A 25,494-nucleotide genomic window follows, 5' to 3' on the forward strand; every position below is an offset into this window, starting at 1 on the left:
TGACCGCGCAGCATCGCCGGGGGCCTACGCTTCAATCTTTTGTAACGATCGGCTATGGCAAGGCAGCGGTCGTCGTCAACCAGGTGCGCGACCAGCCGAAAACGATCGTTTCCGGCGCGGTATCACTTGGTTGCCGGGGCGGTCGCCGCTAACGGGAGCCGGAACCCCGTTCTGGCATGGGCCTTCGGTTGGTGCCGCGACCGGACTTGCTAGCGGTCGAGCTGCGGAGCGCGCGTTTGTGGCGGGTGTACTCTTGTCCGATGACTCGACCTCTCACGAAGTGGCATTCCGCGCACGCAGAGCTCGACCTACGTCGGGATGTGCCTTCCATAGCCGCGCCGGGAGAAAGAACGGGGCGATGATGTTGGCGACGCATCCGGGTGAACCCCACCGCGGCGATCTCGCTGGGCGGCTCAACTGGCTCAGAGCCGGAGTGCTCGGCGCGAACGACGGCATCGTGTCGGTCGCGTCGCTCGTCGTCGGTGTCGCGGGGGCGACGACCGATTCCGCGACGCTGCTCGCCGCGGGTGTCGCCGGTCTCGTCGGCGGTGCGATCTCGATGGCGCTCGGGGAGTACGTGTCGGTGAGCAGCCAGCGAGACAGCCAACGGGCTCTGATCGAGAAGGAACGAGGCGAGCTGGCCGATGATCCGGCTACCGAGCTCGAGGAGCTGGCGAGCATCTATCAGGCGAAAGGACTTAGCCCGGCGACCGCACGCCTCGTTGCGGAGGAGCTCACCGCGCACGACCCGCTGACCGCGCACCTCGAAGCGGAACTAGGCATCACGGAGAACCAGGTGGTCAGTCCGTGGGCGGCGGCGGGGGCCTCCGCACTTGCCTTCGCACTCGGAGCGCTGCTTCCGCTCTTGGCGATACTGCTCCCGCCTCCCGAGATCCGGGTGCCGGTCGCTTTCGCGGTGGTGCTGCTGGCGCTCGCGCTGACCGGATTCGTCAGCGCGAGGATCGGCGGGAACCCCGCGCTGAGGCCCACGATCAGGGTGGTGCTCGGTGGGGCGATCGCGCTGGTGGTCACGTTCGCGATCGGCACGCTGCTCGGGACGAGTGGCGTTGCCTGAGAGACAGCTATGAGTTGCCTATCGGGAGCCGTTCCTTAGACCTGTCTCAGAGTCGGCGCAGCACGATTCCCCTATGACCACTCTGACGACGAGACCGCGTGCTTCCGTCCCCGCCGCTTCCCCTGAGCCACGGCGGGCAGCCCATGGCCGCGCGCAGCTCTGGCGTGCAGCGGCGATCACGGTGATCTGGGCGACCAGCCTGTTCGTCGTGGCTCTGTGGGTCGCCAGTGGTGGAGTGACCGCAGTCCTGGGGGTCAACGCCGAGACCATCACGTCGCTCGGACGCCTCACCGGGCTGGTCGCGGCGAACCTGTTGCTCTATCAAGTGCTGCTGATGGCACGCGTCCCGCTGTTCGAGCGCGGATTCGGTCGCGACGGGATCACGCGGCTGCATCGCTTCGTCGGATTCTGGTCGTTCTGGTTGATGGGCGCGCACATCGCGCTGCTCGCGGTGGGCTACGCGATGGCGGCCGGCATCAACCCGCTCGTCCAGCTGTGGAGCTTCATCTGGGACTACCCGGGCATGCTCCTAGCCACGGCCGGCACGCTGCTGATCCTGCTCGTGGTCGTCACCTCCATCCGGCGTGCTCGTCGTCGCCTGCGGTACGAGTCCTGGCATCTCCTGCACCTCTACGCCTACCTGGGCGTCGGGCTCGCGCTGCCGCACCAGCTGTGGACGGGCGCCGACTTCCTGTCCTCGCCGATCGCGACCGTCTACTGGTGGGCGATCTGGGCCCTCGCCGCGGGATCGGTGCTGCTGTTCCGCATCGGGATGCCGCTGCTGCGGTCCACACGTCGTGCGCTGCGTGTGGCAGGGGTCGAGGCGGACGGTGCTCGGGGCGTCACCGTCCGGGTCACCGGTCGCGACCTTCCAACGCTCGGTGCCAGGGCCGGTCAGTTCTTCGTCTGGCGGTTCCTCGACGGGCCCGGCTGGACCCGCGGACACCCGTTCTCGCTCTCCGCTGCGCCGGGAAGCGAGCTGACGTTGACCGCCCGTGTGGTGGGGGACGGCACACGCCGGCTTACCGCGCTGCGCTCCGGCACCCGGGTCATCGTGGAAGGACCATACGGGGAGATGACCGGCGAGCGGCGGACCGGGACGAAGCTGCTCATGATCGGCGCCGGCGCCGGGGTCGCACCGCTCGTCTCGCTGCTCGAGACGGAAGGCTACGGACCAGGAGACGCGATGCTCATCACCCGGGAGTCCGCCGCAGAGGACGCACTTCGACAGGAGGCCATCGCTCACCTCATCAGCACCCGGGGCCTGAGGTACCTGCCGTTCGTCGGCCCGCGTTCGTCGGGCGCGTCGAGCTGGATCCCTGCCACTCACGAGGCGTGGTCGGGCGCAGATCTCCTCCACCATCTCGTGCCGGAGCCGAAGGACCACGACGTCTTCATCTGTGGCGCTGAGGCCTGGATGAAAGACCTCCGGCGCGACCTGGTTGACGCCGGGTTCCCCGCCCATCGCATCCATTCCGAATCGTTCACGATCTGAGCAGGGAGACGGCCATGAAGAAGATCCTCTACACACTGCTCGCGACCGTCAGCGGCCTCGTGCTGCTGTTCAGCTACCGAACGTCTCTGGAGGCGGTCACCCCGACCGACGCCAGCGCGGCGACCGCGACAAGCGGCAGTGCGGCGACGACCACCGACACCGGCGCGAACGGCTCGGGAACCAGCTCGAGCACGACGGCCTCTGGCTCCGGTCTCGCCGACGGAACCTACACCGGCGCATCGTCGCAGACCCGTTACGGGCCGGTGCAGGTGCAGATCACCGTCTCCGGCGGACAGATCACAGATGCGCAGGCGGTCGACTACCCGAACAGCAACGGTCGAGACCGGCAGATCAACGGGACCGCGGTCCCGAGGCTCGTCTCGGAGACGATCCAGGCGCAGAGCTCCAAAATCCAGATGGTGTCCGGCGCCACCTACACGAGCGATGGCTACCTCTCGTCGCTGCAGAGCGCGATCGACCAGGCGCACGGCTGATGCATACCGCGAATGAGAAGACGCGGGTCTGGGTCGAGGAGATCATGGGCATCCCGATGAGCATCCATCTGATCGGCCCGGAGGAGACGACTAATGCTGGCGCCGACCGGGCGGTGCGAGCATGCTTCGACGAACTGCGCGAGATCGATCGGGTGTTCTCGACGTATCGCGCCGATTCCGATATCAGTCGCATCCGTCGCGGTGAGCTTGCTATCGCGGATGCCGACGGCAGGGTGGCGCTGGTCGCGGATGCCTGCGATCTCGCCGAACAGGAGACCGGCGGCTTGTTCTCGGCCCGGTGGCGGGGATGGTTCGACCCGACGGGGTATGTGAAGGGCTGGGCGGTGGAAGCTGCGGCACGTCGGCACCTCGAGCCGCTGCTGGGTGTGGCGACCGCGGTCGGGATCAACGCCGGAGGAGACCTGCAGCTGTTCACTGCCGAGGGAGCCGACTGGCGATGGCCGGTGGGAATCGCCGACCCGCACCACCGCGGCGAGATGATCGCGGTGGTCGACGTGTCGAACGGTGCGGTGGCGACCTCGGGCACGGCGGAGCGGGGGCTTCACATCCTCGATCCCCGCACCGGCCGGCCCGCGACAGGCACCGCCTCGGCCACAATCGTGGCCGATGGTCTCACCCAGGCGGACGTCTGGGCGACCGCTGCCGTGGTGGCCGGTCCAGCGGACCGTTCATGGATCGCGGCTGCGGGGTCGCGCACCGGCATCATCGTCGACGACGATCGTCGCGTGACCCGCTGGCTCGGCTCGACGATGGTGGACGTGCAGACGACGACGGCCGGTTCGCCGCCGATCGGAGGATACGCACCCGTTCACGCATGAGCCGGCAATGTGAGCAGGAAAGTCGTGCCGGATGCCGTCGACCGTTCGACCTCGATGGAACCCCCGGCGCGACGGGCGACATCCCGCACGAGTGAGAGCCCGAGACCGAAGCTACGGGGGCGTCCACTCTCGCGCGGACGCGCGAACCGCTCGAAGACCTGGTCCGGGGAGATGCCCTCGATCCCGGAGCCCTCGTCGATCACGCGCACCGTCACGTTCTGTCGGTCTCTCCCGATGTGGATCGAGACGGTGCCGCGGGCGGGGGAGTGCTGCACTGCGTTGTCGAGCAGCGCGACCAGGATGCGGACGAGCGTGACTTCCGGCAACTGGGCTTCCGCGTCCTGTTCCACCGTGATCGCGAGGGAGACCTCGGACTCCTTCGCGCTCGTCGTCATCGTCGCGACGGCTGCGGCTGCCGCTGTCGCGACGTCCGCGTTCCCGTCGGCAAGCGATTCCCCCTCCGCAGCAATGAGCAGATCATTGAGTACGTCTGCCATCATGTCCGCATCGTGCCGCAGGTCGGTGAGACCCGCTCCGAGCTCCTCGCCCCGGTCATGACGGCGTTGCAGAACCTGGATACGGCTTGTCAGTGTCGTCAGTGGGGTGCGGAGCTCGTGACTCGCGTCGGCCACGAAGTTCCGCTGCCGACGCAGCGCCTCCCCGAGCGGGCGGACCGACCGTCGCGCGGCGACCGCGGCGACCACCCCGAGCAGCACCACGCCGATCAACCCGAGGATGATCACGGTCGGCACGACCACGTCGATGTCGACGATGAAGTCGTCTCTGACACCGTCACCACCGCCGAACCAGCCGCCGCCGTGCTCCTCGCCTTCGCGGCGCGACGTAGAGAGCACCACCGCGATCAGCACCCCGATGCCGATCGCGACGATCACACCAGACGAGATCCCGACCCAGAGCCCGATGGACAGCGCTGCGCGTCGCACGCGCCTGGTATCAGCGTCGCTCATGACGGTGTTCCCGCGCGGTAGCCGCGCGCGCGGACGGTCTCGATCATGTCGGGAGTCGTCTTGCGCCGCACATAGTGCACATACGTATCCACGGAACTCGTCGTGTCTCCTTCATGGAACACGGCGCGGAGGATCTCGTCCCGACTGAACACGTGCTCGGGGCTGGTGCTCAACAGCTCCAGGAGCGCGCTCTCCGTCGCCGTCAGCGCCACTCGGATTCCCGATGGATCGTACGCGGCCTGGGCGTCCGGCGTGAACACCCACTCCCCGAGTCGCCGACGCTTCCCATCAGCCCGGAACGCGCGCCGCAGCGCACGGAGACGCGCCAGTAGCTCGTCGTAATCGAAGGGCTTCACCAGGTAGTCGTTCGCTCCGCCGTCGAGACCGGTGACACGATCGTCCACGGTGCCGAGCGCGGTCAGCATCAGGATGGGGGTCGTGATGTGGGCCGTGCGCACGGCACGGATGAAATCCACACCGTCCATGCCGGGGAGTCGTCGATCGACCACCATGACGTCATACCGCCGGCTCAGCGCGAACCGGAGCGCGGTCTCGCCGTCTGAGGCATGCTCGACGTCGTACACGTCTTCCAGCACTTCGACGGTCAGCGCAGCGATGTCGGCGTCATCCTCCACGTAGAGCAGCGAACTGCGCGGCCTCTGTGCCGAGTCACCCATGGTCGCCGTCCTGTCGTCTGCGATCGAGATCATCAGCGTACGCCCGACCCAAACCCGGTCGGGTATCGCAGACTGATCTCCGCATGCCGTCGCCGTCCGGCCAGAAACGATCGTTTACGGCAGACGCACGGAGGTCGCCGGCCGATCGCACGACACGCCGATCGCGCACCCGCCGAAACCCCCTGCCGAAACCAGATGCGCCGAAACTGGCCGTTCGACGTTTTAGGCAGCGTGAGAGTGGAAGGTGATTTACGACATCTTTCGTGAGACAGCCGGCAGCCTCGACCGTGCATCACTCACCCGTCTTCCCGGGAATGTTCTGTCTCACCGACCGACAGCTTTCGTGAGATCGGACACATCGAGCGCCTGTGTCCGATCTCACGAAAAGTGTCCGTTGACAGGGCATCTGTAGTTCTTGCCATCGATCTTGTGGTCGTGACAGTGCATCCGTGGTTCTTGCCGACCGACCTGTAGTTCGAGTGGATCAGCGCTGCCGCCGACCACGTCAGGAACGCTTTCTCCGGTCGTGTGCCTCGGCTGGCTCGAAGGCCGCATCGCGCCGTGCTTGGGATGCAAACTCAGATTCCCGATCGAGCGCGCTCGCGGTGAGAGTCACGCGATAGACCTCCGACGTCCCGAGAATCGTTGGATCCGTCTCATCGAACCCCTTCGGTGTCCAGTTTCTACCCAATAATGTCCGGGGCAGCCTCTAGGCTGTCCATCATGGAGCACTTCCCGATTGTCACATCACTTGTCCGCGTCGCACTGGGGAACGACTCCGAGCGCCTGAACCACCAGGTTCAACGCCTCGTTAACGCTCTCGTCGCCGACGGAGACAGCAAGCAAGCCGCAGCCCTCAACAAGCTCCTCAGCCAGCGCACCGGAAGCACGGAGGTAGCCCCCAGCCGGCTGACTCAGAGCGCCCATGCGCCGGCGCTCGCGACCGGGCTCGAGAGCCTGAGCAGGCAGACGGCTGTCCCCGTCGATAAGGATTCGTCAGCTCCGCTGGCGACCGTTGTCATGCCTGACGATATCGTCGCGACCCTGCCGTTGTTTCCGGACGCTGTCCAGGCGAACATCGATGCCCTGCTGATGGAGTGGATGAACGCCGAGCGTATCCGCGCGGCGGGACTTTCCCCATCCCCTTCGCTACTCGTGTACGGCGCGCCTGGGACTGGCAAGACCACTCTTGCGTTGTGGCTCGCGCAGCAGTTGGGCCGCCCCGTCGTCCTTGCGCGCCTTGACGGTCTCATCAGTTCGTTCCTCGGCACGACCGCCCGCAATCTCGGAACCCTGTTCACGTTCGCGAACCGGTACGACTGCGTGCTCGTTCTCGATGAATTCGACGCCATCGCCAAGGTGCGGGACGACCCCAACGAGGTCGGGGAGATCAAGCGTGTGGTCAACGCGCTGCTTCAGAACATGGACGTGCGTGTCGGGCTCGGGGTGACCATTGCGCTCACCAATCACGAAGCGCTGCTGGATCCGGCGATCTGGCGTCGGTTCGAGGTGCAGCTCGCGATCCCGAAGCCCGCTTTCAAGCAGCGCGTGCAGATTGCATTGCGTTCACTGGATGATGCGGGCGAGAACGCCCACGCAGAAGCCCACCTGCTGTCCTGGGCGGCGGAGGGCCTATCAGGCGCGGAACTTCGGACCTTGGCAACGAAATACCGCAAGCGGCGGCTGTTCCACGAGGTGGCAGCGGCACCCCCGGCTGTCACCGTCGCGCAGGTGGCCGAGTCCACTTCTGTCCACATCAGCGACGAAGTGCTCGACTTGCTTCGCCTCGAGGAGGCGAAGCAAGTGAAACGCCTCCACACGGCTGGATTCAGTTATACCGACCTGGCGTACCTCTACAGCATCAGCACCAAGACCGTTCAACGTCGTGTGACGGAGGAGTGAACCCATGGCCAATGCGCCCGTGCAGCTCGTGCTCAACAACGAAGCCCTACGCGACGAAAGGAAGCGCACGCCACCCGTCGATAACGGTACGGACTTCTTCGAGGGCAACAACATCGGCTTCGCCGCTCACCGTGATGCTCTCGCCGCCGCCGCGAAAGCAATCCGAGCCTCGCTGGTCCAGGCGCCTGGGTTCAACGGTCTTGGGCATGTGAAAGTCACCATGCAGCGGGACGCCATCGCGAAGTCTCACCGTCCTCAGACGAAGCTCTTTCGCAGCCGATGGACCCCGCAGGTGGGAACCGCCGGTGTAGGGGAGCCGATCTTCGCCGTCACCCCGGAATCCCTCGACAAGGTCATCGCCGCCATCGAGGCGGCTGAGACGGTGGTTGTCGACAAGACCAACGCGAAGACTGGTGAATTCAAGGCGAACCCAACCCGAAACCGGTGCGAGGTGTCCGCCATCGAGTCGATGACGCTGTGGTCTGAGGCGGACCGCCGGGAGTTCAGTGCTGTGGACGCGGTTGCCTGGTTGCAGCGCGCTGGTACCGGCAGTGGTTACATCATCACCTGCTTCCCGATCACGTCCGCCCCGGACTTCCCGAGTCTCGCTGTGGGGGTGAAACGGGCTCTGGCGGCGTTGGATGACACGATGAAGCGCGCCGGGCTGGAACAGCGATCACTGAGCGAGGATCGCGGAGTCGGTCGCACGCTCGCGCTCACGGTTGCCTATGACGCGACCGCCCTCGAGTTCCAAACAGGTGGCGCTTTGACCGCGGCGGAGACCCACGAGGTCATCCTTCACGCCCTGGGGACGAATCCCATCGTCCGTTCCATCGCGCTGCCACCCATCGTCTCTGGCGAACGCGGAGCGAGCGCCGCGTTGAACGAGCCGGCACCGGACTATTACTTCGAGGTCCCCGAGGTGGACCCGCTGACGAAAGTGGGTGTGATCGACGGCGGTGTCGGACCTCACCTGCAGGGATGGGTGAGGGAGCGGTGGGGCATAATTGCGGACGCGGATCGCGATACCGATCACGGCACGTTCATCTCCGGTCTTCTCCTCGCGGAGAAGCGGATGAATCCTTCCTTCCCCGAGGACCAGCAGCATGGTTGTCTCATCTACGACGTTGACGTCCTTCCCGCAGACCCCGGCGACACCGGTGTCCCGTTCAGTGGCTACTATCCCGGCGGCATTGCACAGTTCTTCGACGAGATCGAAGCGGCTGTGGAGACGTACAGACGAGACCACGGTGTACGCGTGTTCAACCTCAGCATCAACGTCCGCACGCCTCGCACCTCTCAGACATACGGGTGGACCGCGGAGCGCCTGGACCAGATCGCCCGAACTCACGACGTCATCTTCGTGATCTCTGCGGGAAATCTCGACTCGGCCGACATCCGCCCCGAATGGCACACGACGCCGGCGACCGCTCTCGCCGCTCTTGCTGCAGACACCGACGGGTTCCTCGCCGAGCCCGGCGAGAGCCTTCTGAACGTTTCTGTGAGTGCACTGAACCCTCCGAAGTTGGCCGGGCAGGTCCCGCTTGCGCTGGCAAGGTACAGCCGCCGTGGCCCGGGTCTGCGAGGGGCAACGAAACCCGATTTCGCGCATATCGGAGGGTCGGGGACATCGCTCCCAGACGGCAATCGGGGGATGCTCTCCGTCGACGGAGCTGGTTCTATCGTGACTGGATGCGGGACGAGCTATGCCGCGCCGCTGGTTGCGCGACGACTCGCCGACCTGGATGCTCTGATCGAAGGGCCGGTATCGCGGGAGGTGCTATTGGCGCTGATGGTGCACTTCGCGAACACTCCTATGCTCTACACGCATAAGACTCTCCTGCCCGCCGCCCAGCATCTCATCGGGTTCGGCATGCCCGTAACCGCTGAGAGGATGCTGCAGCGAGACGACTCGGAGATCACTCTCGTCGTCGACAGCGTCATTCGCCCCGGCGAGGACAACTGGTTCGAGTTCCGGTGGCCGGACGCACTTGTCGACGATGGTCGATGTAGTGGGAAGGCGCGGCTGACGCTCGTCGCGTGCCCGCCCATCGCATACGAGCATGGGGATGAGCGGGTGCGTGCGAACATTGATGCGCACCTGAAGCAGCGACAGAAGGACGACAAGTTCGCGACTCGACTCAAGCGTGTGAACGCGGTGCCGAAGCCTGACAAGGCGCACAAGAATGAGCGAGACCTGCTACTGGAATCAATGAAGTGGCAGCTAGTGAAGTCGTTCGAGACGACGACGATGCGCGGGCGCGGCCCGTCGGCGGACTGGCGGTTCCAGGTGGACTACCTCGAACGCGCAGACGAGCCGCTGCCTGTGGACGGCATTCCGTACGCCGCCGTTCTGACGATCTCTGATCCGAAACGTCAGGCGCCGGTTTTCGCTCAGATGCGCCAGAATCTCAACGCTGTCGGCGTGCGCACCGATGATCTTCGCACGAGCATCCGGGCACGCGCGACGACGTGAGCAACGTGACGGGTGCTTGAGGTTGTGCTTTGGTGCCCGTGTCTCGCGGGCTTGGTTGCAAGGAAGAGGCGTGCCCGCATTGACCATCGCCATTCGGAATCCGCGCTTGTTGGGAGTCGGAACTCCCAACGCTTGCGGGCGTGTCCTGGTGCGTCGGCGGAGTCGGCAGTCGTAATCTGAGCGCGTCAGGTTCACGTTCTCGTTCTCCAACTGAACACAGATTGTGGAGAGGAGAGCCGGATGGATCTGACTCGTTGGCAGCCGCGATGCGTGGGCGATGTCCCGCCCGCGCAAGTGGAGTTCAAGCGTCGTGGTGTCGCGTCGAGGCTGGACGTGGCGGATGTGCAGAACGTCGCGTTCGAGACCGTGGACCGTGTTCGGGAGCCGGGATCCTGGAAGCACAAGGTCAACTACACGGGCTTCTACTGGGCAGCCACGACCGGTGGACATGTTTGGTTCGAGTCGTTGTACGAGATGGCGGCGCTGATGCGTCTGGACCGGGATCCGACGGTCCTGGCGATATCTGCGCAGCCGATGCGGATCCATTGGGCTGTGCCGCGGGGTCAGGGCGACGTGCAGGATCACACGCCAGACTTCTTCGTGCGGTGGAGGGACGGTACGGCGGCGCTGGTGGATGTGAAGCCCGCTCGGAACATCAAGCCAAAGGACATCGTTGCGTTCGACCGGACGTTGAGCCTCTGCAGCGAACTCGGATGGGACTATTTCGTCGTCGACGACATCAGCGAGGCAGAGGCCCACAACCTGCGGTTCCTGTCCGGGTATCGGTACGCGCGCTGGCATGACGAGACGTGCGTCGAGCTGCTGCATGAGCAAGCCGGACGAGCCGCGCGGCTCTCCGTGTGGGAAGAGCTACTGCGCGATGCTTGCCCGGAACCCCTCCGTACCGGCCCGATCTGGAGCGCGCGGCGGAGTGGGCGGAGCGCCTCGGTGGGCTGCCGTCCGGGCATTTCGATAGGGATGCGCGACGCAACGCGATGTATGTGCGTTGTCACCACCACGACTGGGCGCCGCACCCGTGCCGGCACTGCGGATACACGCAGCAGCCGCGGGTTGCATGCCGGCGCTGCGCACAGGGGGAGGAGACGACCGTGCGCAGCCGCGGCGGGGCCGTCTGCAACCGGCACCGCCGCTGGCGCCTCGACGGCGCCGATATCGACTTGACCGGGTTCCCCGAATACACCCGTGCCGAGCGGTGCCTATCTGGATCGCTCTGGAAACGCGGCGTCGGCCTCGCGACCGGGGAGTCGCAGCTGGCCGCGACCCTGATCCGGCACTGGGCCGCCGACGCGGACCTCCCGCCGCGATTCCACGAGCGCATGACCGCGTTCGGCATCGATGCAGTGGACGAGGACAGCGTGTCCCTGATCGCGTATCCGGAGATCGTACGTCTCGCCACGGTGCTCGCCGACCTGTCCTTTGCCAGTTACCTCCTCCCCCCGAGGTTCCGGCTGGCACAGCAGGTCTGGGCCCTCGAGGCCGCCGTGATCACAATCATGAACAGTTCCACGACCGACCAGCTTCATCGAGTTGCCGAACGCATCGTCGCCGAAGGGAAAGCGGCGGTTGAGACGGCGAACGGGATGCGTCAGAACAAGAAGAATCAACGGCCGGCACGGTTGGAGAAGGCTCTCGTCGCCTCATCACAACGTCACCGCAGCTGCTTGCTGCGCCACCTCAGCACCGTCCGCATTCAGGTGCAACCCTATGTACCCGGCGTCGCCGCGCCTGCCAACCGCATACTCGACCGTCGTCGGCCGACGCCCCACACCCTGCTCTACGGATGACGCGGGCGGCGTTCAGGCTGGCTCGCTGTCGCCTGTTGAGGTGTCGAGGGCGTCGAGGAGTTCGCCGAGCACGATGGGGAACTCGTTGTATCCCTGCTCGTAGAAGATTGCGTCCATGTCCGGCCGCTCTTCGTCGTCGAAGCCGGCGATCACCCGGCGGGCTTCATCGATTGCGGCCTCGAGGCGGGTCTGGATGCCGGGGATGGTGCGGATCCACTCGTCGATGACCGTGAACGGAATCGGGGCGTAGCCGTGGGCGTCGACGCCCACGTGAAACTGGTGCCCGTTAGCGCCGTGGTCGCGGGCGTGGGTGTGCCCGTGCAGCAGCGGAACACCGTCATCCCAACCCGGCCGGTGCGCCGTGTGCCGGTCTGCATCTTGCGAGTCCCCGGCGTAGGGATAGTGGGAGGCCAGCAGTCGATACCCGTGGCGGGTGCCTTCGATCACCTCGGGGAGGACCGTCCACCCTGCCGCCTCGTACAGCGGCCGGAACCGTTCGATCGATCGTTTCGATTGCGTCGCAGGCGAGACACGATCGTGGTTCCCCGGCACCAGGAACCGGCGCCCGTTCAGCCGTGCCGTCAGAGCGAGGGACTGCTCGATCGGGCCAAGCGCGAGATCCCCGAGGTGCAGTACGACATCGTCGGGGCCAACCGCGGCGTTCCACAGGGCGATCAGCTCCGCATCCATCTCCTCGACCGCACCAAACGGGCGGCCGGCGAGCTCGCTGATTCGGGCATGGCCGAAGTGCGTATCGGAGGTGACGTAACTGAGCTGATCGAAGTCGAACCAGGAATACTCACTCATCGCGGTCCATCAGTTCGTCGAGGTTGATTCCGAACCGGCGAGCGACATCCGCCAGCGGGACGCTTTCCCGGACGCCGTGCGCTCCCGTACGATCTGCGCGATCTCCGCTTCCTCGACGGCGTCCGCCTCATCGATGCTCGCGGCGAGCTCGGCCAGCAGCACCGCCAGGTCACCGCCACGTTCCTCCGCGCGACGCCGGAGCTCCACGGCTGCAGCACCGAGCGTGTACATCCGCTCCCACGCATGTTCTCCATGCCTCATGGTTGCGATCGTCTCGCGTGTGTATTCGGCAGGGTCACCGGGCACAAGCCAGTGCTCGGCGCCGGCCGAGTCGATGAAGAAGTCCACGTAGCACTCTCCACACGGCAGCCGGTAGACGCCGGGCTCGGTCGGTGCCGATGCCACGTTGCGGTCGATCATCCCGTCGACCACCTGCGTCCAGTACCCGGAATCGCTTTCAGCGCCATCAGATCCTCCCAACGCAGAGCAGGTCAGTTTGACATCCTTGAGGAGGAATGTCTATGCCGTTTTGGCAGCCAGCCGCGAGTAGAGGATCCACCAGGTGCATACTTCCCCTAGCATCAGTGGCATGTCATCATCCGAGCCCCAAGCTGAGGCCAGGACGACAGCGGGAGCCCAATACCAGCAAAGCAGCACCGAAGTTCTAGATCGTTTCGTACTCCGGGCACGTAGAGTCGCTGCACACTCCCTAGCGCAGTCCAGAGAGAAGCTTGAAGCGTATGCGCGGGGGCTCTTCCAGGCGAAAATCGACCTGGCCAACAACGTCACGATCAGCACGAACCTCCCAGACGAGGAGATGTTCGAATCGCTTGTGGCTCGGCTCCGTCCGATCACCGTGAAGCGAGAGCCGATCTTCTACGAAACTGTGCTCGACGCACTTGGCCAGGTACTAAGTGATGACGACGAGGCAGAAAGGCAGCACCTCGAAGAGCTGCGTCGACGATGGCGAAGGACCGAGATTCAGGGAACACAGACCCAGGGATACACAGTCCAGGCGATCAACGGCCAAATGCCTACCTCGGTAGTCACTGACACACAGCTCGCGGCCGGGTGGCTGTACGCCGATCTCGTTCACGCCGACCCGACCGGGCCGAAGGCGGATGCGCTTGAGCACTCTTTTCGCGACCGATTCGGCGCCGCCGTTTGCGTCTTCTCGCAGATCGCCGTCCTGACCCTCTCGACGCTTGATCTCATCAAGGAGCTGCAGCGCCAATCGAAGCTGCAGGTGTCTGCTGCATCGTGGGACGATCCGGTCGTTATCGGCGATGAGGAAGCTCCTCTGATGTCGCGCGTCTACCGGGCTCCCCTGGGCACCGCAGTTCCCTCGATCACCGATAGCGCAGTGGGCCAGCATGGAGACTGGAACGAACTCACGCTGACCGAGCTTCTCCGCGAAGATCCACGCAATCGAGCATCGGTTACGCTCCGATTCGGCGACGAAGCGCAGATCGTCGAAGCGGCAGTTTTGGGGCGTCGTAAAAGTGAGTCACGTCTCGACTATGACGTCTTCATCGATGGATGCGTCATCTTCACCTTCACCTTCACGCTCGAAGCATCCAAGACGGTGTCCTGCCAACTCTCTGGTCAGCGATATCTTGACCTGACCAACGTGATCAAGCTCCGTTCGGTGCGCTTTCTCCTACAAGCACATGATGCCGATAGCATCGCCATCGATCTCACCGATGGCGAACCGATCACGCTCTCGTTGGAGCCCGTTGCGGAAGAGGCTCGCCGAGAGTATGAGGCCCTCGAAGAGGCCTTCGATGATGTTGTTGCGATCGAGTCCATCACCGGCATACCGATTCCCGCTTGCAACGAGCCATTCGACACCATCGGGCGCGTACGGCTGCGTCAAACACGACTCTTGTGGGAGGGGCGCGCTGTGCGCACTCGTCTCGCCAGCGCGCGGGTTACTGTTCCATCCGGCGAGCCACCCACGCAGGTAGCGATCGAAGCCGGGACTATCGAGTTCGCCGGGCAGCGGATACCGACACCTATGACGATCGCCTTTCATCCCGAACTCACCGCGGCACCCGTTGATCCGGAAGGCGCTGCGGGCAAACCGCGCGACTATGTCGTTTCTGCGCCGGACGGTGACTTCTTGATTGCCTGGGCACCTGACCGTGTGGATCTGCCGGAGTCTCGACAGGTGTCGATCTCGGCTTGGGGGATGAAAGGCGTTGACGAGGGCCAGTTCCTGACTCGTTGACGGCGGACGGCCGGGCGAGCGGCCCGGTGCGGCGATCTGCTCGAGCATTCTGGCGTGCGCCCGCAACGGGCGACCTTTATCCGGGTCGTTCCACCTCGTGGAATCCCGTGATGGGCTCCAACGGCCAGTCGACAGCGAAGACCCGGTTGAAGCTGATCACGAACCGTGTCCTGGTCTTCTCGGCGTCCGCACCCACCATCAGGGCGATCTCGCCCGGGGCAGGCTCCGCCGCTGTCCGGGCGATCTGAATCGACTTCATCAGCGGACTCAGTTGAAGCCGCTGCGAGCGTGACACGTCGCGCAGAGCGAGCAACTCCGACCTCAGTTTGTCTGCTCGTGGTGACCTTGGAACAGTTCTCATCGCGGCACACGCAGCGAGGTATGCGCTCTTCACGGCGGCAACGCGCATCCGCATCACGTCCGCTTGCGGATATGTAATCTCGAACGATTCTCCGGCTTGGAGAATGCGATCAACCTCGGGGTCACGGCGGCCCTGCTGGAAGAGAATGAAGCCGCCTGCAGGGTTCTCTCGCAGGAGGTACTCCCCAGCGAACCGCCTTCCGTCCACGTCAGCGCCGGACATCTTCACCTTGCCGATCGAGCCTTCGTACCATCCCTGCAGATGGGGCTCGTACTTGGAGCCGAACTCGTTGTTGCACCGCTCACAGGTCAGAATGAGTGCGTTCCCACCGATCGAGTGGGGTGGGACATGCTCGCGGCTCGTCGGCTCAGGGCTCAAGCAGATCGGGCAGACCCCGAGGTCAATGAACTCGAACGCGACAGGCAGTGCGCGAAAGGTGATCTCGTTGCCGACGGGTCGTGGCATTCGGGCTTCCAGCACGGAGCCGTCCTTCATCCTGAGCGTTGCGCGACTCAACTCGGGAATACCGCGCCCATTGGCCTTGCCGAACACGCTCTCGATCACACCATTGGTGTGGTTGTCTGATCCAGCCTCCGTCATCGTCTTGAGAGTACACAAGGTTGCCGACGCCCAGACTGGCCTCCCGGGCTACGCCCGGAGTCCCGGCCCGTTCTTCCGGATCCAGCGCTGCGCGATGACGCGGGCACCCTTCATCTGCATCTGCGCGAACTGCTCGCTCACTCCGAACACGAACGCCACCTGCTGGTTGCTCCACCCGGCGAACGCTGCCTTGCGCGCGGCGACGTCGGGGACGAGAAGCTCCCCGGCCATGAACGTGGCCTGCTTCTCCTTCATCGTATCGAAGACCCGTTCATGGTTCGCGCCGATGAGGGACGCGTCGAAGGCGTGTTCCAGAAGATGATGTCCGAGCTCGTGCGCGATGCTCGCCCGCCGACGGACCTCCGCGTGGCCGTCGTTGTCGAGAATGATGCGGCTCGTGCCCAACGGCACCAGCGCCGCCGACCACCGTCCCGTCGTATCGGCGAGAAAGTGAGTCAGCGCCGCCTCGCTGAGCGCCCACGCGTGCAGTTCCGACAGCGGGTAGACCGAGATGCCGTGTTCATCGGCGAGGAGATAGGGGTCGAAGCGTGCCGTCGGCGCGAGGCCGAGGTTCTTCCGCTCCTCGGCGGCGACTTCTCGCATCGACTTCTGGGTCCACCGCTCCACTACTCGCCCCGCGACGCACTTTCAGCCTGGAAACGTCGCGCTGCGGCGCCGATGACTTCCTCGAGGTACTCCACGTCCTTGCCGGTGAGGTCCTTGCGGGCGCGCAGAAGCGGCGCGAGCGTCGCGACGAGATCCGGCTCATCGACGTCCGACCGGACGGCACCGCCGATGTAGAAATCCTCGGCCGGCATGCGCAGCCAGGTGGTCATCGCCGCGAAGGCCGTGACATCCGGTTTCAAGTTGTTCGCCATCCGGGAGATCGTAGACGCGCTCACGCCGATCTCCTTCGCGAGCTGCCGCCAGGACAGCCCCCTGCTCTCCCGTGTCCTATCCAACGCCGCGTGCAGCGATCTCACGTCAACGCGTAGCTCTTCGGTCATCCCCGCTCCGCCTCTTTCGCACTGCTCGACATGTCGATCATGTGTGCTATTCTACTACTGCTCGAAACTTCGAGCACCGCACTACATCCGGCGCGTCTGGTGCGGCGACTATCAGCGTCGGAGGAGAAGACATGGACACGATCTCAGAGCAGGACGCTCTGCGCGGCAAGCCGGCGGTCACGATCTTCGTGAACACCCGCGAGTTCGCGTGGAGGGAGAAGGAGATCTCGTACGAGCAGGTCTACGCGCTGGCGTTCCCGAACGACCCGCTCAACGACGGCGACGTCGTGCGTATCGAGTACTCGCGGGGACACAACGGTGGTGGTGCGGGCGCACTGCAGCCGGGCAAGACCGTCCGCGTGAAGAAGGGCATGGTGTTCGATGTCTACGTCACCGTTCGCAGCTGATTCCTCGATCCGCCAGCTGCTCGAGGAGGACTACTGCCTCACCGTGGACAGCAACCATCTCCTCGTCGAGCACATCCCGTACGTCACCCCCGCACGGGAGGTGGCGTACGGGCGGCTCGCCCTTCCGGTCACGTTCAGCGGAGACGACATCGTGCAGGACGCGACAGGCAGTCACGTGATCTGGTTCATCGGGGAGCAGCCGTGCGACGAGAACGGGAAGCCGATTGAGGGGGCGACGCCGTCGCCGCACGCGGTGACGGCCGATCTCACGGCGGAGTTCATGATCTCGAGCAAGCCGCGACGGATCGAGGCCTTCGACACCATGCACGAGAAGGTCAGGTCGTACGCGCGGGTGCTGAGCCACCCGGCGCGCGCGCTCGACCCGACGGTGACGGCGACCCCGGGGGCGGGGTGGTCCGAGGTCCCGGATGACCTGCCCTTCGTGTATCGCGACACCGGGACAGCGCGGGCGGGTCTGGCCGACATGAACGCGCGGTTCCGGGGGCAGAAGGTTGCGATCATCGGTCTCGGGGGAACGGGCAGTTACATCCTCGACCAGGTGGCGAAGACGTGGGTGGACAGCATCGACCTGTTCGACGGGGACGTGTTCGACAACCACAACGCGTTCCGGGCGCCAGGGGCCGCCACGCTCGACGAGCTCGCCCAGCGACCGAACAAGGCCGACTACTTCGCGGGCCGGTACGCGCACATGCACACGGGTATCAACGCCCACCCCACGTTCGTCACCGCCGACAGGCTCGATGTCCTCGCCGGTTTCACGTTCGTGTTCATGGCGGCGGCAGACGCCGACGACAAGCCGCAGATCCTGGCCTGGCTGCGCGAACGGAGTGTGCCGGTGATCGAGGTGGGGATGGGGATCCAGGACGAGGGCGGACGTCTGTCCGGCTTGCTCACCATTGTGAACCACTTCCCTGGCCTGCCGATCTCGCCGGCGGCGTCCTCCGCGGGCGGAGTCAACGAGTACGACCGCAACATCCAGGTCGCGGACCTCAACGCGTTGAACGCGACGCTCGCGGTCCTGGAATGGAAGAAGTACCTCGGCTACTACGCCAGCGCCGGTGTGACGACGGAATCGATCTACAAGATCTTCACCGGTGACATCCGTGTCGGTGCGGAGCTCGACACGGACTTCGGTACGGACGACGGGCCGGATGCGGATGCGGCTCCGTCCGAGGAGGCCGCATGAGAGTGGACCGGATCGTCCCGGAGTTCGTGACGTCGTTCCCGTCGGATCTGGAGCCGGGCGTGCTGTACGTGTCGACGATGTTCTGCACCACGGCGCACGCCTGCGCCTGTGGGTGTGGCCGTGAGGTTGTCGCCCCGTTGTCTCCGGCGCAGTGGGTGCTCACCTTCGACGGGGCGGTGTCGCTGCGACCATCGATCGGCAACTGGGGGCTGCCGTGTGGCTCGCACTACCTCATCGATCGAGGGTGCATCCGGTGGGCGGGCCGCTTCACCTCGTCCCAGGTGCGCCGCAATCGGGAGGCGGATGGCCGGGCCCTGGATGCGTCGCGACCGTCGACGAAGCGATCTTGGTGGCGCCGTCTCGGACACTTCTTGCGGCCCCGCCGTCTGCGGCACCGGACTGACGCGCCTCGCCCCGGGGCGGACGTCCGTGCCGCCGGTTAGGCTCCCCGCATGAACGATGCCCGCACTGCCCCGAACTGTCCCTGGCCGGTATGAACGAACGAACGGTGACCCTGGCCCTGGAATCGGCGCCGACCAGTTCAGGGGTCTATCGCACTCCGGACGGGTACGGGCTCGTCGAACTATGCGTCGGTGACGACGGGAGTGAGCACTGGATGGAACTCGGTGTCGCCGGCACGTACACCCGCCGGCAGATCGCCGAGCGCTGTCACGGGCCCGAGTCGTGGTGGCCGATGTACACGGCGGCGGAACTGGCCGACGAGATCCGCGTCGTGGCTCATCGGGAGGGGATGTCCATCGAGGATGTTGTTGAACACGTCGCAGGGACCGGCAGGCTCCCGGCGTCGAGCCGTGACGCACCACCTCTGGGAGGACACCATGACGAACACCGATAGACCCGCCTCCGCGACGGGGGAGGCGCCGTCGTCCGCGTTCGGCCGGTCGGCGGCGTATCGACAGATTGGGATGTTTCTCTGAATTATGCGATCGCCGTCGTCGCAGCGGTCGGGGTGCAGGCGGTGTCGGGAGACTACGCTGACCTGCTCCCGACCGCGATGCTGTGGATCGTGATCCTCGTGGTCGTCTTCGGTTTGATTTGGACCCGGTTCGAGGATCGGAACAAGCTCGCCCCACACGCCACCGAGATTCTGTGCGGCGGGGTGAGTGCGGCCGCGGTGGTGCTGTTCACGGTCTACGTGAGTAGTGGGCCGCCGTCGATCTGGGCGTTCGGGCCGGTCTTGTTAACGATGATCGCCGGGGGTGGGAGTGCTGTCATCGCGCGAGTTCACATTCGGGAACTGCAGGACGAGGAGTCTCGTGATCTTCGTGCCCGCCTGGCAGTGATCGAGGCGCATCTGGCCGCGCCACCTGCCGCGCCGCCGGTTCCCCGCCGAGGATGGTGGCCGCGGCGTTCGCGCTGACATTCGACTCGCCGGGATCGGATACTGCGGGCGCGCAAGAACCTGGGAGATTCGTCCGACTTGCCGTGCGCACGCTCTGCGGTGGCGACACCGAGCTTCGCGCTCCGGAGCCATAGCGATCAAGGAAGCGCTTCGGTGAACTACAGGTTTACTGTCACCGGTCTGCTCGAGTACTTGGCGATCTCGTGTCCGAGACTCGTGCGATTCTGCGGGATCTCGAACACAAGATCGTTGGCACGGACTACAGATTCAATGTCACCGGACAAAAAGTGTCGGAATCTCAGATCGCGTGTCGTCGTGTCGCGTGAGGCCTGACTGGGGCGGTGGTCGTCAGAGGGGCGATGCGGTCAGTGCTCTGTGGCAAGCGCGTCGATGCCGTCGCGAAGGGCTGTCACCCGAAAGTCAGGGAATGCGGTGCGGAACTTCGCGTCGCTGAAGATGTTGTCCTGGTGGTAGCGGGGCAACAACTCACCCATCTCCCGGGCCGCGGGTGAGATGCGACCGGCGGCGCGAAGCGCCCAGCTGGGGAGGATGATGGCTTTTTTTGATGTTCCGAACGCCTGGTCGGCCGTGGCGATGATCTCGCGATATGTCGGGTGTGCGGCGTCCACCGGGAGATGCCAGGTCTGACCGTACGCATCGGGCGTCGAGCCGAGCGCGGCGAGCGCGCGGCTCGCGTCGGGCGTCCAGATGAGGGAACGTCGTGTGTCGGCCCGGACGGGGATAAGTGGGCGCTTACCCTGCTTCACTCTGTCGAACACGAGGGAATTCGTGAATCCCTGTGTGCGTTCGGGTCCATAGAACTCCGGGGCCCGGGCGATGAGCGTGGGCATCTCGCCGCGGTCGATCTCATCGAGCACCATCTGAGCCATGCGTGCGCGGACGACGCCTTTGCGTCCAACGGGGTCGAACGGGGTGTCCTCCGTTTGGACGCGGGCGTCCTGCGGGTACATGTATGTGTTGTCGAAGTAGACGAACTTCGCCCCCGCGGTCCGGGCGGCGTCGAGCGCGTTGCGCAGCATCGTCTCGAACTGCTTCTCCCATAGCTCTGTGTCAGCGGGCAGGCCTGCGGTGAAGTAGATCACGTCACTGCCGACCGTGGCGTCGGACGTCTGCGTGGCGTCCGTGAGATCGGCCGATGCCGTGGCGTCGTCGGCGTTCACGGCGTGGGGCTTGCGGCTCACGAGTCGCAGTTCGTCCGTGCCGTGGAGCGCGCGTGCCAGGCCATTCGCGATCTGGCCACCCGCTCCGAGAATCGTCTGCATGATGTGTCCCCAATCGTGTGTCGACGTGTTATGTTAGCACCGTTCACATCGAGGAGTGCGGAATGACCACCTACCACCATGGCAATCTGCGTGAGGCTCTCGTCGAGGCGGCCATCGAGAGCATCGAAGAGGGCGAAGAGCTCTCGATGCGCGCTGTGGCTCGTCGCGCCGGGGTGTCGACAGCGGCGCCGTACAGACACTTCGCCGACCGGACGGCCCTCGACTCCGCGGTCGCCGTTGAAGGGTTCCATGACATGGGCGCTGAGCTGCGCGCCGTCGTCGAAGAGGACGGGCCCGACGTCGTGGCAGACCTCGCCGTGGCGTACGTGTTCTTCGCGCTGCGCCGTCCCGCCGTATTCCGCCTCATGTTCGGGAATGAGTGCGACCCCGAGAACGCCGACCGTGTCCAGGCGTCGACCGCGCTGCACGACCTGCTCGCCGGCGTCGCCGCGCGGCTGTATCCGTCCTCCAATGCCGACGCGCTCTCCACGGCGCTGTGGAGCATGGCGCACGGCCTCGCCTTCCTGCACCTTGACGGGAAGTTCCGTCCTCACCCTGAATCCGACGTGGAGAACCGCGTTCGGACCACCTTCGCCGTCGTCACGGCGGCTCTCTGAGATCCCTAGGGGGAATCATGACGAAGCGCATCCTTCACGTCGTCACCAACGTTTCGCACTACGACGACCCGACCGGGCACCAGACAGGCCTCTGGCTCAGCGAACTCGCCCACGCCTGGGAGGTGTTCGCCGAACGAGGGTATGAGCAGAAGATCGTCAGCCCGCACGGTGGCGCCGTGCCGCTCGAACCCCGCTCGCTGAAGTTCCCGAACTATGACAAGGTCGCCCGCGCCTGGCACAACGATCCGGCGAAGATGGCGCTGCTCGAGAACACCCTCAGCCCCGATGAGCTCGACGCGGCCGACTTCGACGCGATCTACTACACCGGCGGTCACGCCGTGATGTACGACTTCCCCGACAACGATGGCCTGCAACGCCTCACGCGCGAGATCTGGGAGCGTGGCGGCGTGGTGTCGTCCGTCTGCCACGGCTACTGCGGCCTGCTCAACGTGAAGCTCACTGACGGCTCGCTGCTCGTCGACGGACGCCGCCTCACCGGCTTCGCCTGGCAGGAAGAGGTGCTCGCCCGCGTCGACAAGCTCGTGCCGTACAACGCCGAGGAGACGATGAAGGAACGCGGCGCTCTGTACGAGAAGGCCAAGCTGCCGTTCGTGTCGTACGCCGTGATCGACGGCAATCTCGTCACCGGTCAGAACCCGGGCTCGGCAAAAGAGACGGCGGAGAAGGTCGTGCAGACGCTCGGGGCGTGAGGGACGGCGGCGCTCGGACTGTGCAGATCGTCCGAGCCTCATGAACGCCCACCAGTATCGATCGTCTACGGCAGCACTCCCGGGCCGCCGGTCGACCACACGACACGCTGGCCGCGCGCCTACCGAAACCCTGCCGAAAACCCGCTGCACCGAAACTGAGCGACCGACGTATTAGGCAGGTTGAGGGTGAGGCGTGATCTTTCCGACGCGCTTCGTGAGACAACAGGCAGCCTCGGCGGCAGATCAGACGCCCGTCTTTCCAAGGGCGTTGCGTCTCACGGTCCGACATGTTTCGTGAGATCGGACAGCCTGCGAGTGAGCAATCGGAAGCTGACGTCCCAGATGTACTCGAGCGGTCCTTTCCGGAACCGGCGGGACCAGAGGTTCGCGAAGAGGACGACGATGCCGGCGATGCCGACGAACATCACGAGGGTTCCCACGAGTGGGTCGAGCGTCGTCGACAGCGGCGAGTGACCGATCAGCTGCTGCGCGACTCTCCCGAGGATGTTCTGCAGCACGTAGCAGCTCAACGCCATCCGTCCGACGAGGGAGAGTTGCCGCCCGACGAACCCGATGGGGTGTCTCTGATAGAACGCGGCCATCAGGGCGAGGGTGCCGAAGGCGACGAAGGGAGCGGAGAGGAACCGGTCGAGCCCGAACTGGTCCTGCGCGAGGAAGAAGGTGAGCTCCAGCGGAAGACCGATGCCGAGTCCGATGATCATGACCCACCTGCGCAGGCGTGCCCCTCGCGGTTCGAACAGCCCGTGGCGATACAGGATCGCGCCCAGCGTGAAGAGCACGAGCCCGAGCGAAAGGATGGACCCGGTGTCCGTGCCGATGGTGAGGTCGGAGAACACGGTCAGTGAGTTCGCCTGCACCGTCGCCCAGTACCCCGATTGGCCGCTCGAATCGCCCGCGTCTCCCGGGAACACGAGCCCCGGGAGCATGAAGGTGCCATCGGCGGTGAACAGCGGCATGAGCATGAGGGTGATGTGCGCGGTCAGTGCGACCCCGATGAAGATCCACTGGCGCTTCTCGGGCAGCAGGAGCACGAAGGCGACCACGAAACCGAGGATCGCATAGGCCCGGAGCACGTCGAACTGCACCACGAAGATGTAGTTCAGCACTCCGTCGAGGAGCAGGAGCCCGAGGGACTTGCCGTTCGAGGCGGCCGACAGCAGGTCATCCCACCAGATGTCGATGACCCGTTCGCCGAAGAACGCGCGGAACAGCCAGATGTTGCTCGTGAGGGTGCCGATGATGGCCACGCCGCGGATGACGTCGAGCGACGCGATACGGGCGGGATATCGGCTGTGGGTGGAGAGCGGTCAGTCGCCCCGGACCAGGCGTGGGACGAGCGCCACCATCACGACCATGACGATCAGTTCCACCATCGTCTGCGTCACGACGATGAGCGGGGCGATCGCGAAAGCATTCGGAAGAGCCAGTGCCAACGGCAGCACCACGAGCGAGTTGCGGGTGACGGCGCTGAACACCACGGCACGCCGCCCCGGCGCATCGAGTCGTGCGACGCGTGCCGCCAGGGCTCCGAGCGGCCCGACGATCACGGCGAATCCCAGAAAGAGCGGAACCGTCACGAGCACGCCGGCCCATGCATCGCCGAGGTCCGCCACCTGCGAGGCGACGACGGTGGACAGGGTCAGCATCATGAGCGGCACCATTCCCCCTGCCGATCCCTGCTCGACGGCCCGAGCGAACGCGTGTCTCCTCGCCGTCAGCTGCGTCAGCGCGGCCAGCCCGAGCGGCAGCACGATCAGGAGGAGGAACGCGTCGACGAAAGGGCGGGCATCGAACGAACGCAGAACGCCCGGCCCCATAATGAGGGAGACATAGACGGGGAGCAGGAGGATCTGCACCAGCATGAGCAGTGGAGTCGCCGCCAGCAGCCGGGCGCGGTCGCCACCGGCGAGGCCGGTGAACACGATCACGTAGTCCACGCAGGGAGTGAGCAGCACGAGCAGTACACCGAGGAGCACGGCTTCGTCGGTGGCGACGAACCTGGTCAGGCCGAACACCACGAGCGGCACGACGGCGAAGTTCACGATCAGCAGCGTGACGAGGAAGCGCCAGTCGGTGAAGGCCCGCCCGACGCGAGAGAAAGGCACGCTCAGGAACGTCGCGTAGAGCAGCAGACCCAGGGCAGGGGTCATCGCAGACTCCCACCACGGAGCACTCGCAGGTGCCCATCGACCGATCGCGGCGCCGACGACGATGGAGGTCAGGTACAACATCACCTGGTGCCGCTCGCCCCATGCCGTCAGCTCGCGCATCACCACCTCCAAGACCCTGTTTTTTCACGGCGATTACGCGGGATGCGATACATTGCAGTGTAGGTAGAACTTCAGGCTCTACTACATTTGCGTGCTCGAGCGGAGGACAAGGCAGTGGCACTCTCAGGCGGACCCCTCGAGCGCAGGTCGATGAGCGATGAGGCCTACAACCGGCTGCAGGACGCGATCATCAGCGGTGAGCTGCGCCCGGGAGAGCGGCTGCGTGACTACGAGCTCGCCGAGCGCCTCGGAACCTCGAAGACTCCGATCCGGCACGCTCTCGACCGACTGGCAGACCACGGCCTCGTCGAGATGCAGCGCAACCGCTACACCCGGGTAGCGCCGATCGACCTCGATCAGGTCCGCAACGCGGTCGACCTCTTCGGAGACATCTGGATCGGATCGGTGCGCCACATGATGCCGCTCATCCAGGATGACGATCTCGCGTACCTCGCCGAGCTCGCGGATGAGATGTCTGCCGCGATCAAGTCGCGCGACGTCGCCGGCTTCGGTGTCGCGCTGCGAGGCACGGCGACGGGCTTCGCGCGCATCGAGGGCAACGCCTCGCGGGCGGTCATCATCGAACGCCTCGGGCCGCAGATCCGCCGGTTCGGTCAGCACGCGAGGGATGCCTTCGACTGGGAGGGTGTCGGTGGATTCGTCGACTCCCTGCGCAGCGCGATCCTCGAGCGCGATGCCGTGGAGACCCGGGCTGTGCTCGTGACGTTCTTCGATGAAGTGCTCCCCGCGATCATCGATCGCGCCGAGGAGCAGGAGCTCACCCGGCCCGAGATCGGGGACTAGCAGCTCCCGCATCGATCGCCGACGCTCCTTCCTCGCTCGGAGCGGGACGTTCCCGGCAGATCCACAGGAAGCGCAA

The 25,494-nt window shown here is 65.3% G+C and carries 27 protein-coding genes; 17 read left to right on the top strand and 10 right to left on the bottom strand.

Features of this window, described 5'->3' with window-relative positions:
* Positions 1-358 precede the first annotated feature (358 nt).
* The 4 genes from ABRP18_RS03715 (at position 359) to ABRP18_RS03730 (ending at position 3,903) form a co-directional block, all read left to right on the top strand.
* Positions 359-1,075: a VIT family protein gene (locus ABRP18_RS03715; protein ID WP_157523996.1), complete on the top strand. Its 717-nt coding sequence runs from the start codon at positions 359-361 to the stop codon at positions 1,073-1,075.
* A gap of 73 nt (positions 1,076-1,148) precedes the next feature.
* A complete protein-coding gene (locus ABRP18_RS03720) occupies positions 1,149-2,570 on the top strand; it encodes a ferric reductase-like transmembrane domain-containing protein (protein WP_062635607.1) in 1,422 nt (473 codons plus the stop codon).
* A 14-nt stretch (positions 2,571-2,584) separates the two neighbouring features.
* On the top strand, positions 2,585-3,064 hold the full coding sequence (locus tag ABRP18_RS03725) for an FMN-binding protein (protein WP_062635609.1): 480 nt from the start codon (positions 2,585-2,587) through the stop codon (positions 3,062-3,064).
* A complete protein-coding gene (locus tag ABRP18_RS03730; RefSeq protein WP_269405192.1) occupies positions 3,064-3,903 on the top strand; it encodes an FAD:protein FMN transferase in 840 nt (279 codons plus the stop codon). Before ABRP18_RS03725 ends, ABRP18_RS03730 begins: the two co-directional genes overlap by 1 nt.
* Here the strand turns inward: ABRP18_RS03730 and ABRP18_RS03735 are convergent.
* Together ABRP18_RS03735 and ABRP18_RS03740 are read right to left on the bottom strand one after the other, a co-directional pair.
* Positions 3,894-4,871 (bottom strand): sensor histidine kinase KdpD, encoded by a 978-nt coding sequence (locus tag ABRP18_RS03735; protein WP_062635612.1) that lies wholly within the window; start codon positions 4,869-4,871, stop codon positions 3,894-3,896. The two genes, ABRP18_RS03730 and ABRP18_RS03735, sit on opposite strands and share 10 nt — an antisense overlap.
* Entirely contained in the window at positions 4,868-5,581 is a 714-nt protein-coding gene (locus ABRP18_RS03740; RefSeq protein WP_256535808.1) for a response regulator transcription factor, read from the bottom strand. The genes ABRP18_RS03735 and ABRP18_RS03740 overlap by 4 nt, the downstream gene beginning before the upstream one ends.
* A 690-nt stretch (positions 5,582-6,271) precedes the next feature.
* Between ABRP18_RS03740 and ABRP18_RS03745 the strand changes: the two genes are divergently transcribed.
* The 4 genes from ABRP18_RS03745 (at position 6,272) to ABRP18_RS03760 (ending at position 11,731) form a co-directional block, all read left to right on the top strand.
* A complete protein-coding gene (locus tag ABRP18_RS03745; protein WP_349885560.1) occupies positions 6,272-7,450 on the top strand; it encodes an ATP-binding protein in 1,179 nt (392 codons plus the stop codon).
* Positions 7,451-7,454: 4 nt separating this feature from the next.
* On the top strand, positions 7,455-9,926 hold the full coding sequence (locus tag ABRP18_RS03750) for a S8 family peptidase (RefSeq protein ID WP_349885561.1): 2,472 nt from the start codon (positions 7,455-7,457) through the stop codon (positions 9,924-9,926).
* Between the two features lie 240 nt (positions 9,927-10,166).
* Positions 10,167-11,108 (top strand): TnsA-like heteromeric transposase endonuclease subunit, encoded by a 942-nt coding sequence (locus ABRP18_RS03755; RefSeq protein WP_349885562.1) that lies wholly within the window; start codon positions 10,167-10,169, stop codon positions 11,106-11,108.
* Complete coding sequence (locus ABRP18_RS03760; protein ID WP_349885563.1) at positions 11,036-11,731, top strand: hypothetical protein; 696 nt, start codon at positions 11,036-11,038, stop codon at positions 11,729-11,731. Before ABRP18_RS03755 ends, ABRP18_RS03760 begins: the two co-directional genes overlap by 73 nt.
* 12 nt (positions 11,732-11,743) lie before the next feature.
* Here the strand turns inward: ABRP18_RS03760 and ABRP18_RS03765 are convergent, their stop codons facing one another.
* Both ABRP18_RS03765 and ABRP18_RS03770 read right to left on the bottom strand, forming a co-directional pair.
* On the bottom strand, positions 11,744-12,538 hold the full coding sequence (locus ABRP18_RS03765) for a metallophosphoesterase (RefSeq protein WP_349885564.1): 795 nt from the start codon (positions 12,536-12,538) through the stop codon (positions 11,744-11,746).
* Positions 12,539-12,547: 9 nt separating this feature from the next.
* Complete coding sequence (locus ABRP18_RS03770) at positions 12,548-13,018, bottom strand: zinc ABC transporter ATPase (protein ID WP_374168966.1); 471 nt, start codon at positions 13,016-13,018, stop codon at positions 12,548-12,550.
* A gap of 109 nt (positions 13,019-13,127) precedes the next feature.
* On the opposite strand from ABRP18_RS03770, the gene ABRP18_RS03775 reads away from it, so the two are divergent.
* Positions 13,128-14,768, top strand: a complete 1,641-nt coding sequence (locus tag ABRP18_RS03775) for a hypothetical protein (RefSeq protein WP_349885566.1) — start codon at positions 13,128-13,130, stop codon at positions 14,766-14,768.
* Between the two features lie 76 nt (positions 14,769-14,844).
* Here ABRP18_RS03775 and ABRP18_RS03780 read toward each other — a convergent pair whose 3' ends face one another.
* Genes ABRP18_RS03780 through ABRP18_RS03790 form a run of 3 tightly spaced genes read right to left on the bottom strand, consistent with a single transcriptional unit; the run spans position 14,845 to position 16,736 of the window.
* Positions 14,845-15,729, bottom strand: coding sequence for an HNH endonuclease (locus ABRP18_RS03780; protein WP_349885567.1), 885 nt, complete (start codon positions 15,727-15,729; stop codon positions 14,845-14,847).
* A gap of 48 nt (positions 15,730-15,777) precedes the next feature.
* Positions 15,778-16,332: an ImmA/IrrE family metallo-endopeptidase gene (locus ABRP18_RS03785; RefSeq protein WP_349885568.1), complete on the bottom strand. Its 555-nt coding sequence runs from the start codon at positions 16,330-16,332 to the stop codon at positions 15,778-15,780.
* 23 nt (positions 16,333-16,355) lie between these two features.
* The gene (locus tag ABRP18_RS03790) at positions 16,356-16,736 is read right to left on the bottom strand and encodes a helix-turn-helix transcriptional regulator (protein ID WP_025104520.1); all 381 of its coding nucleotides are present in this window, start codon (positions 16,734-16,736) and stop codon (positions 16,356-16,358) included.
* Between the two features lie 131 nt (positions 16,737-16,867).
* Here ABRP18_RS03790 and ABRP18_RS03795 point away from each other — a divergent pair, with 131 nt between their 5' ends.
* The 5 genes from ABRP18_RS03795 to ABRP18_RS03815 all read left to right on the top strand — a co-directional run bounded on the left by ABRP18_RS03795 (position 16,868) and on the right by ABRP18_RS03815 (position 19,731).
* A complete protein-coding gene (locus tag ABRP18_RS03795; protein WP_349885569.1) occupies positions 16,868-17,143 on the top strand; it encodes a multiubiquitin domain-containing protein in 276 nt (91 codons plus the stop codon).
* Complete coding sequence (locus tag ABRP18_RS03800; RefSeq protein ID WP_349885570.1) at positions 17,118-18,350, top strand: ThiF family adenylyltransferase; 1,233 nt, start codon at positions 17,118-17,120, stop codon at positions 18,348-18,350. The genes ABRP18_RS03795 and ABRP18_RS03800 overlap by 26 nt, the downstream gene beginning before the upstream one ends.
* 77 nt (positions 18,351-18,427) lie before the next feature.
* Positions 18,428-18,793, top strand: a complete 366-nt coding sequence (locus ABRP18_RS03805; RefSeq protein ID WP_349885750.1) for a DUF6527 family protein — start codon at positions 18,428-18,430, stop codon at positions 18,791-18,793.
* A 50-nt stretch (positions 18,794-18,843) separates the two neighbouring features.
* Positions 18,844-19,206: a hypothetical protein gene (locus ABRP18_RS03810; protein ID WP_349885571.1), complete on the top strand. Its 363-nt coding sequence runs from the start codon at positions 18,844-18,846 to the stop codon at positions 19,204-19,206.
* 123 nt (positions 19,207-19,329) lie between these two features.
* Entirely contained in the window at positions 19,330-19,731 is a 402-nt protein-coding gene (locus ABRP18_RS03815) for a hypothetical protein (RefSeq protein ID WP_349885572.1), read from the top strand.
* Between the two features lie 347 nt (positions 19,732-20,078).
* Here the strand turns inward: ABRP18_RS03815 and ABRP18_RS03820 are convergent, their stop codons facing one another.
* On the bottom strand, positions 20,079-20,996 hold the full coding sequence (locus tag ABRP18_RS03820) for an NAD-dependent epimerase/dehydratase family protein (protein ID WP_349885573.1): 918 nt from the start codon (positions 20,994-20,996) through the stop codon (positions 20,079-20,081).
* Positions 20,997-21,058: 62 nt separating this feature from the next.
* Here ABRP18_RS03820 and ABRP18_RS03825 point away from each other — a divergent pair, with 62 nt between their 5' ends.
* Together ABRP18_RS03825 and ABRP18_RS03830 are read left to right on the top strand one after the other, a co-directional pair.
* Positions 21,059-21,613 (top strand): TetR/AcrR family transcriptional regulator, encoded by a 555-nt coding sequence (locus tag ABRP18_RS03825; protein ID WP_061015560.1) that lies wholly within the window; start codon positions 21,059-21,061, stop codon positions 21,611-21,613.
* 17 nt (positions 21,614-21,630) lie between these two features.
* Positions 21,631-22,323 (top strand): type 1 glutamine amidotransferase domain-containing protein, encoded by a 693-nt coding sequence (locus ABRP18_RS03830; RefSeq protein ID WP_193762245.1) that lies wholly within the window; start codon positions 21,631-21,633, stop codon positions 22,321-22,323.
* A 275-nt stretch (positions 22,324-22,598) separates the two neighbouring features.
* Here ABRP18_RS03830 and ABRP18_RS03835 read toward each other — a convergent pair whose 3' ends face one another.
* Entirely contained in the window at positions 22,599-23,591 is a 993-nt protein-coding gene (locus ABRP18_RS03835) for a DUF418 domain-containing protein (protein WP_349885574.1), read from the bottom strand.
* Positions 23,592-23,651: 60 nt separating this feature from the next.
* Positions 23,652-24,614 (bottom strand): bile acid:sodium symporter, encoded by a 963-nt coding sequence (locus ABRP18_RS03840; protein ID WP_349885576.1) that lies wholly within the window; start codon positions 24,612-24,614, stop codon positions 23,652-23,654.
* Positions 24,615-24,728: 114 nt separating this feature from the next.
* Between ABRP18_RS03840 and ABRP18_RS03845 the strand changes: the two genes are divergently transcribed.
* Positions 24,729-25,418, top strand: coding sequence for a GntR family transcriptional regulator (locus ABRP18_RS03845; RefSeq protein ID WP_308431943.1), 690 nt, complete (start codon positions 24,729-24,731; stop codon positions 25,416-25,418).
* Positions 25,419-25,494: the final 76 nt, after the last annotated feature.

The organism is Microbacterium sp. WHRI 7836 (assembly GCF_040223885.2).
Lineage (GTDB): Bacteria > Actinomycetota > Actinomycetes > Actinomycetales > Microbacteriaceae > Microbacterium > Microbacterium oxydans.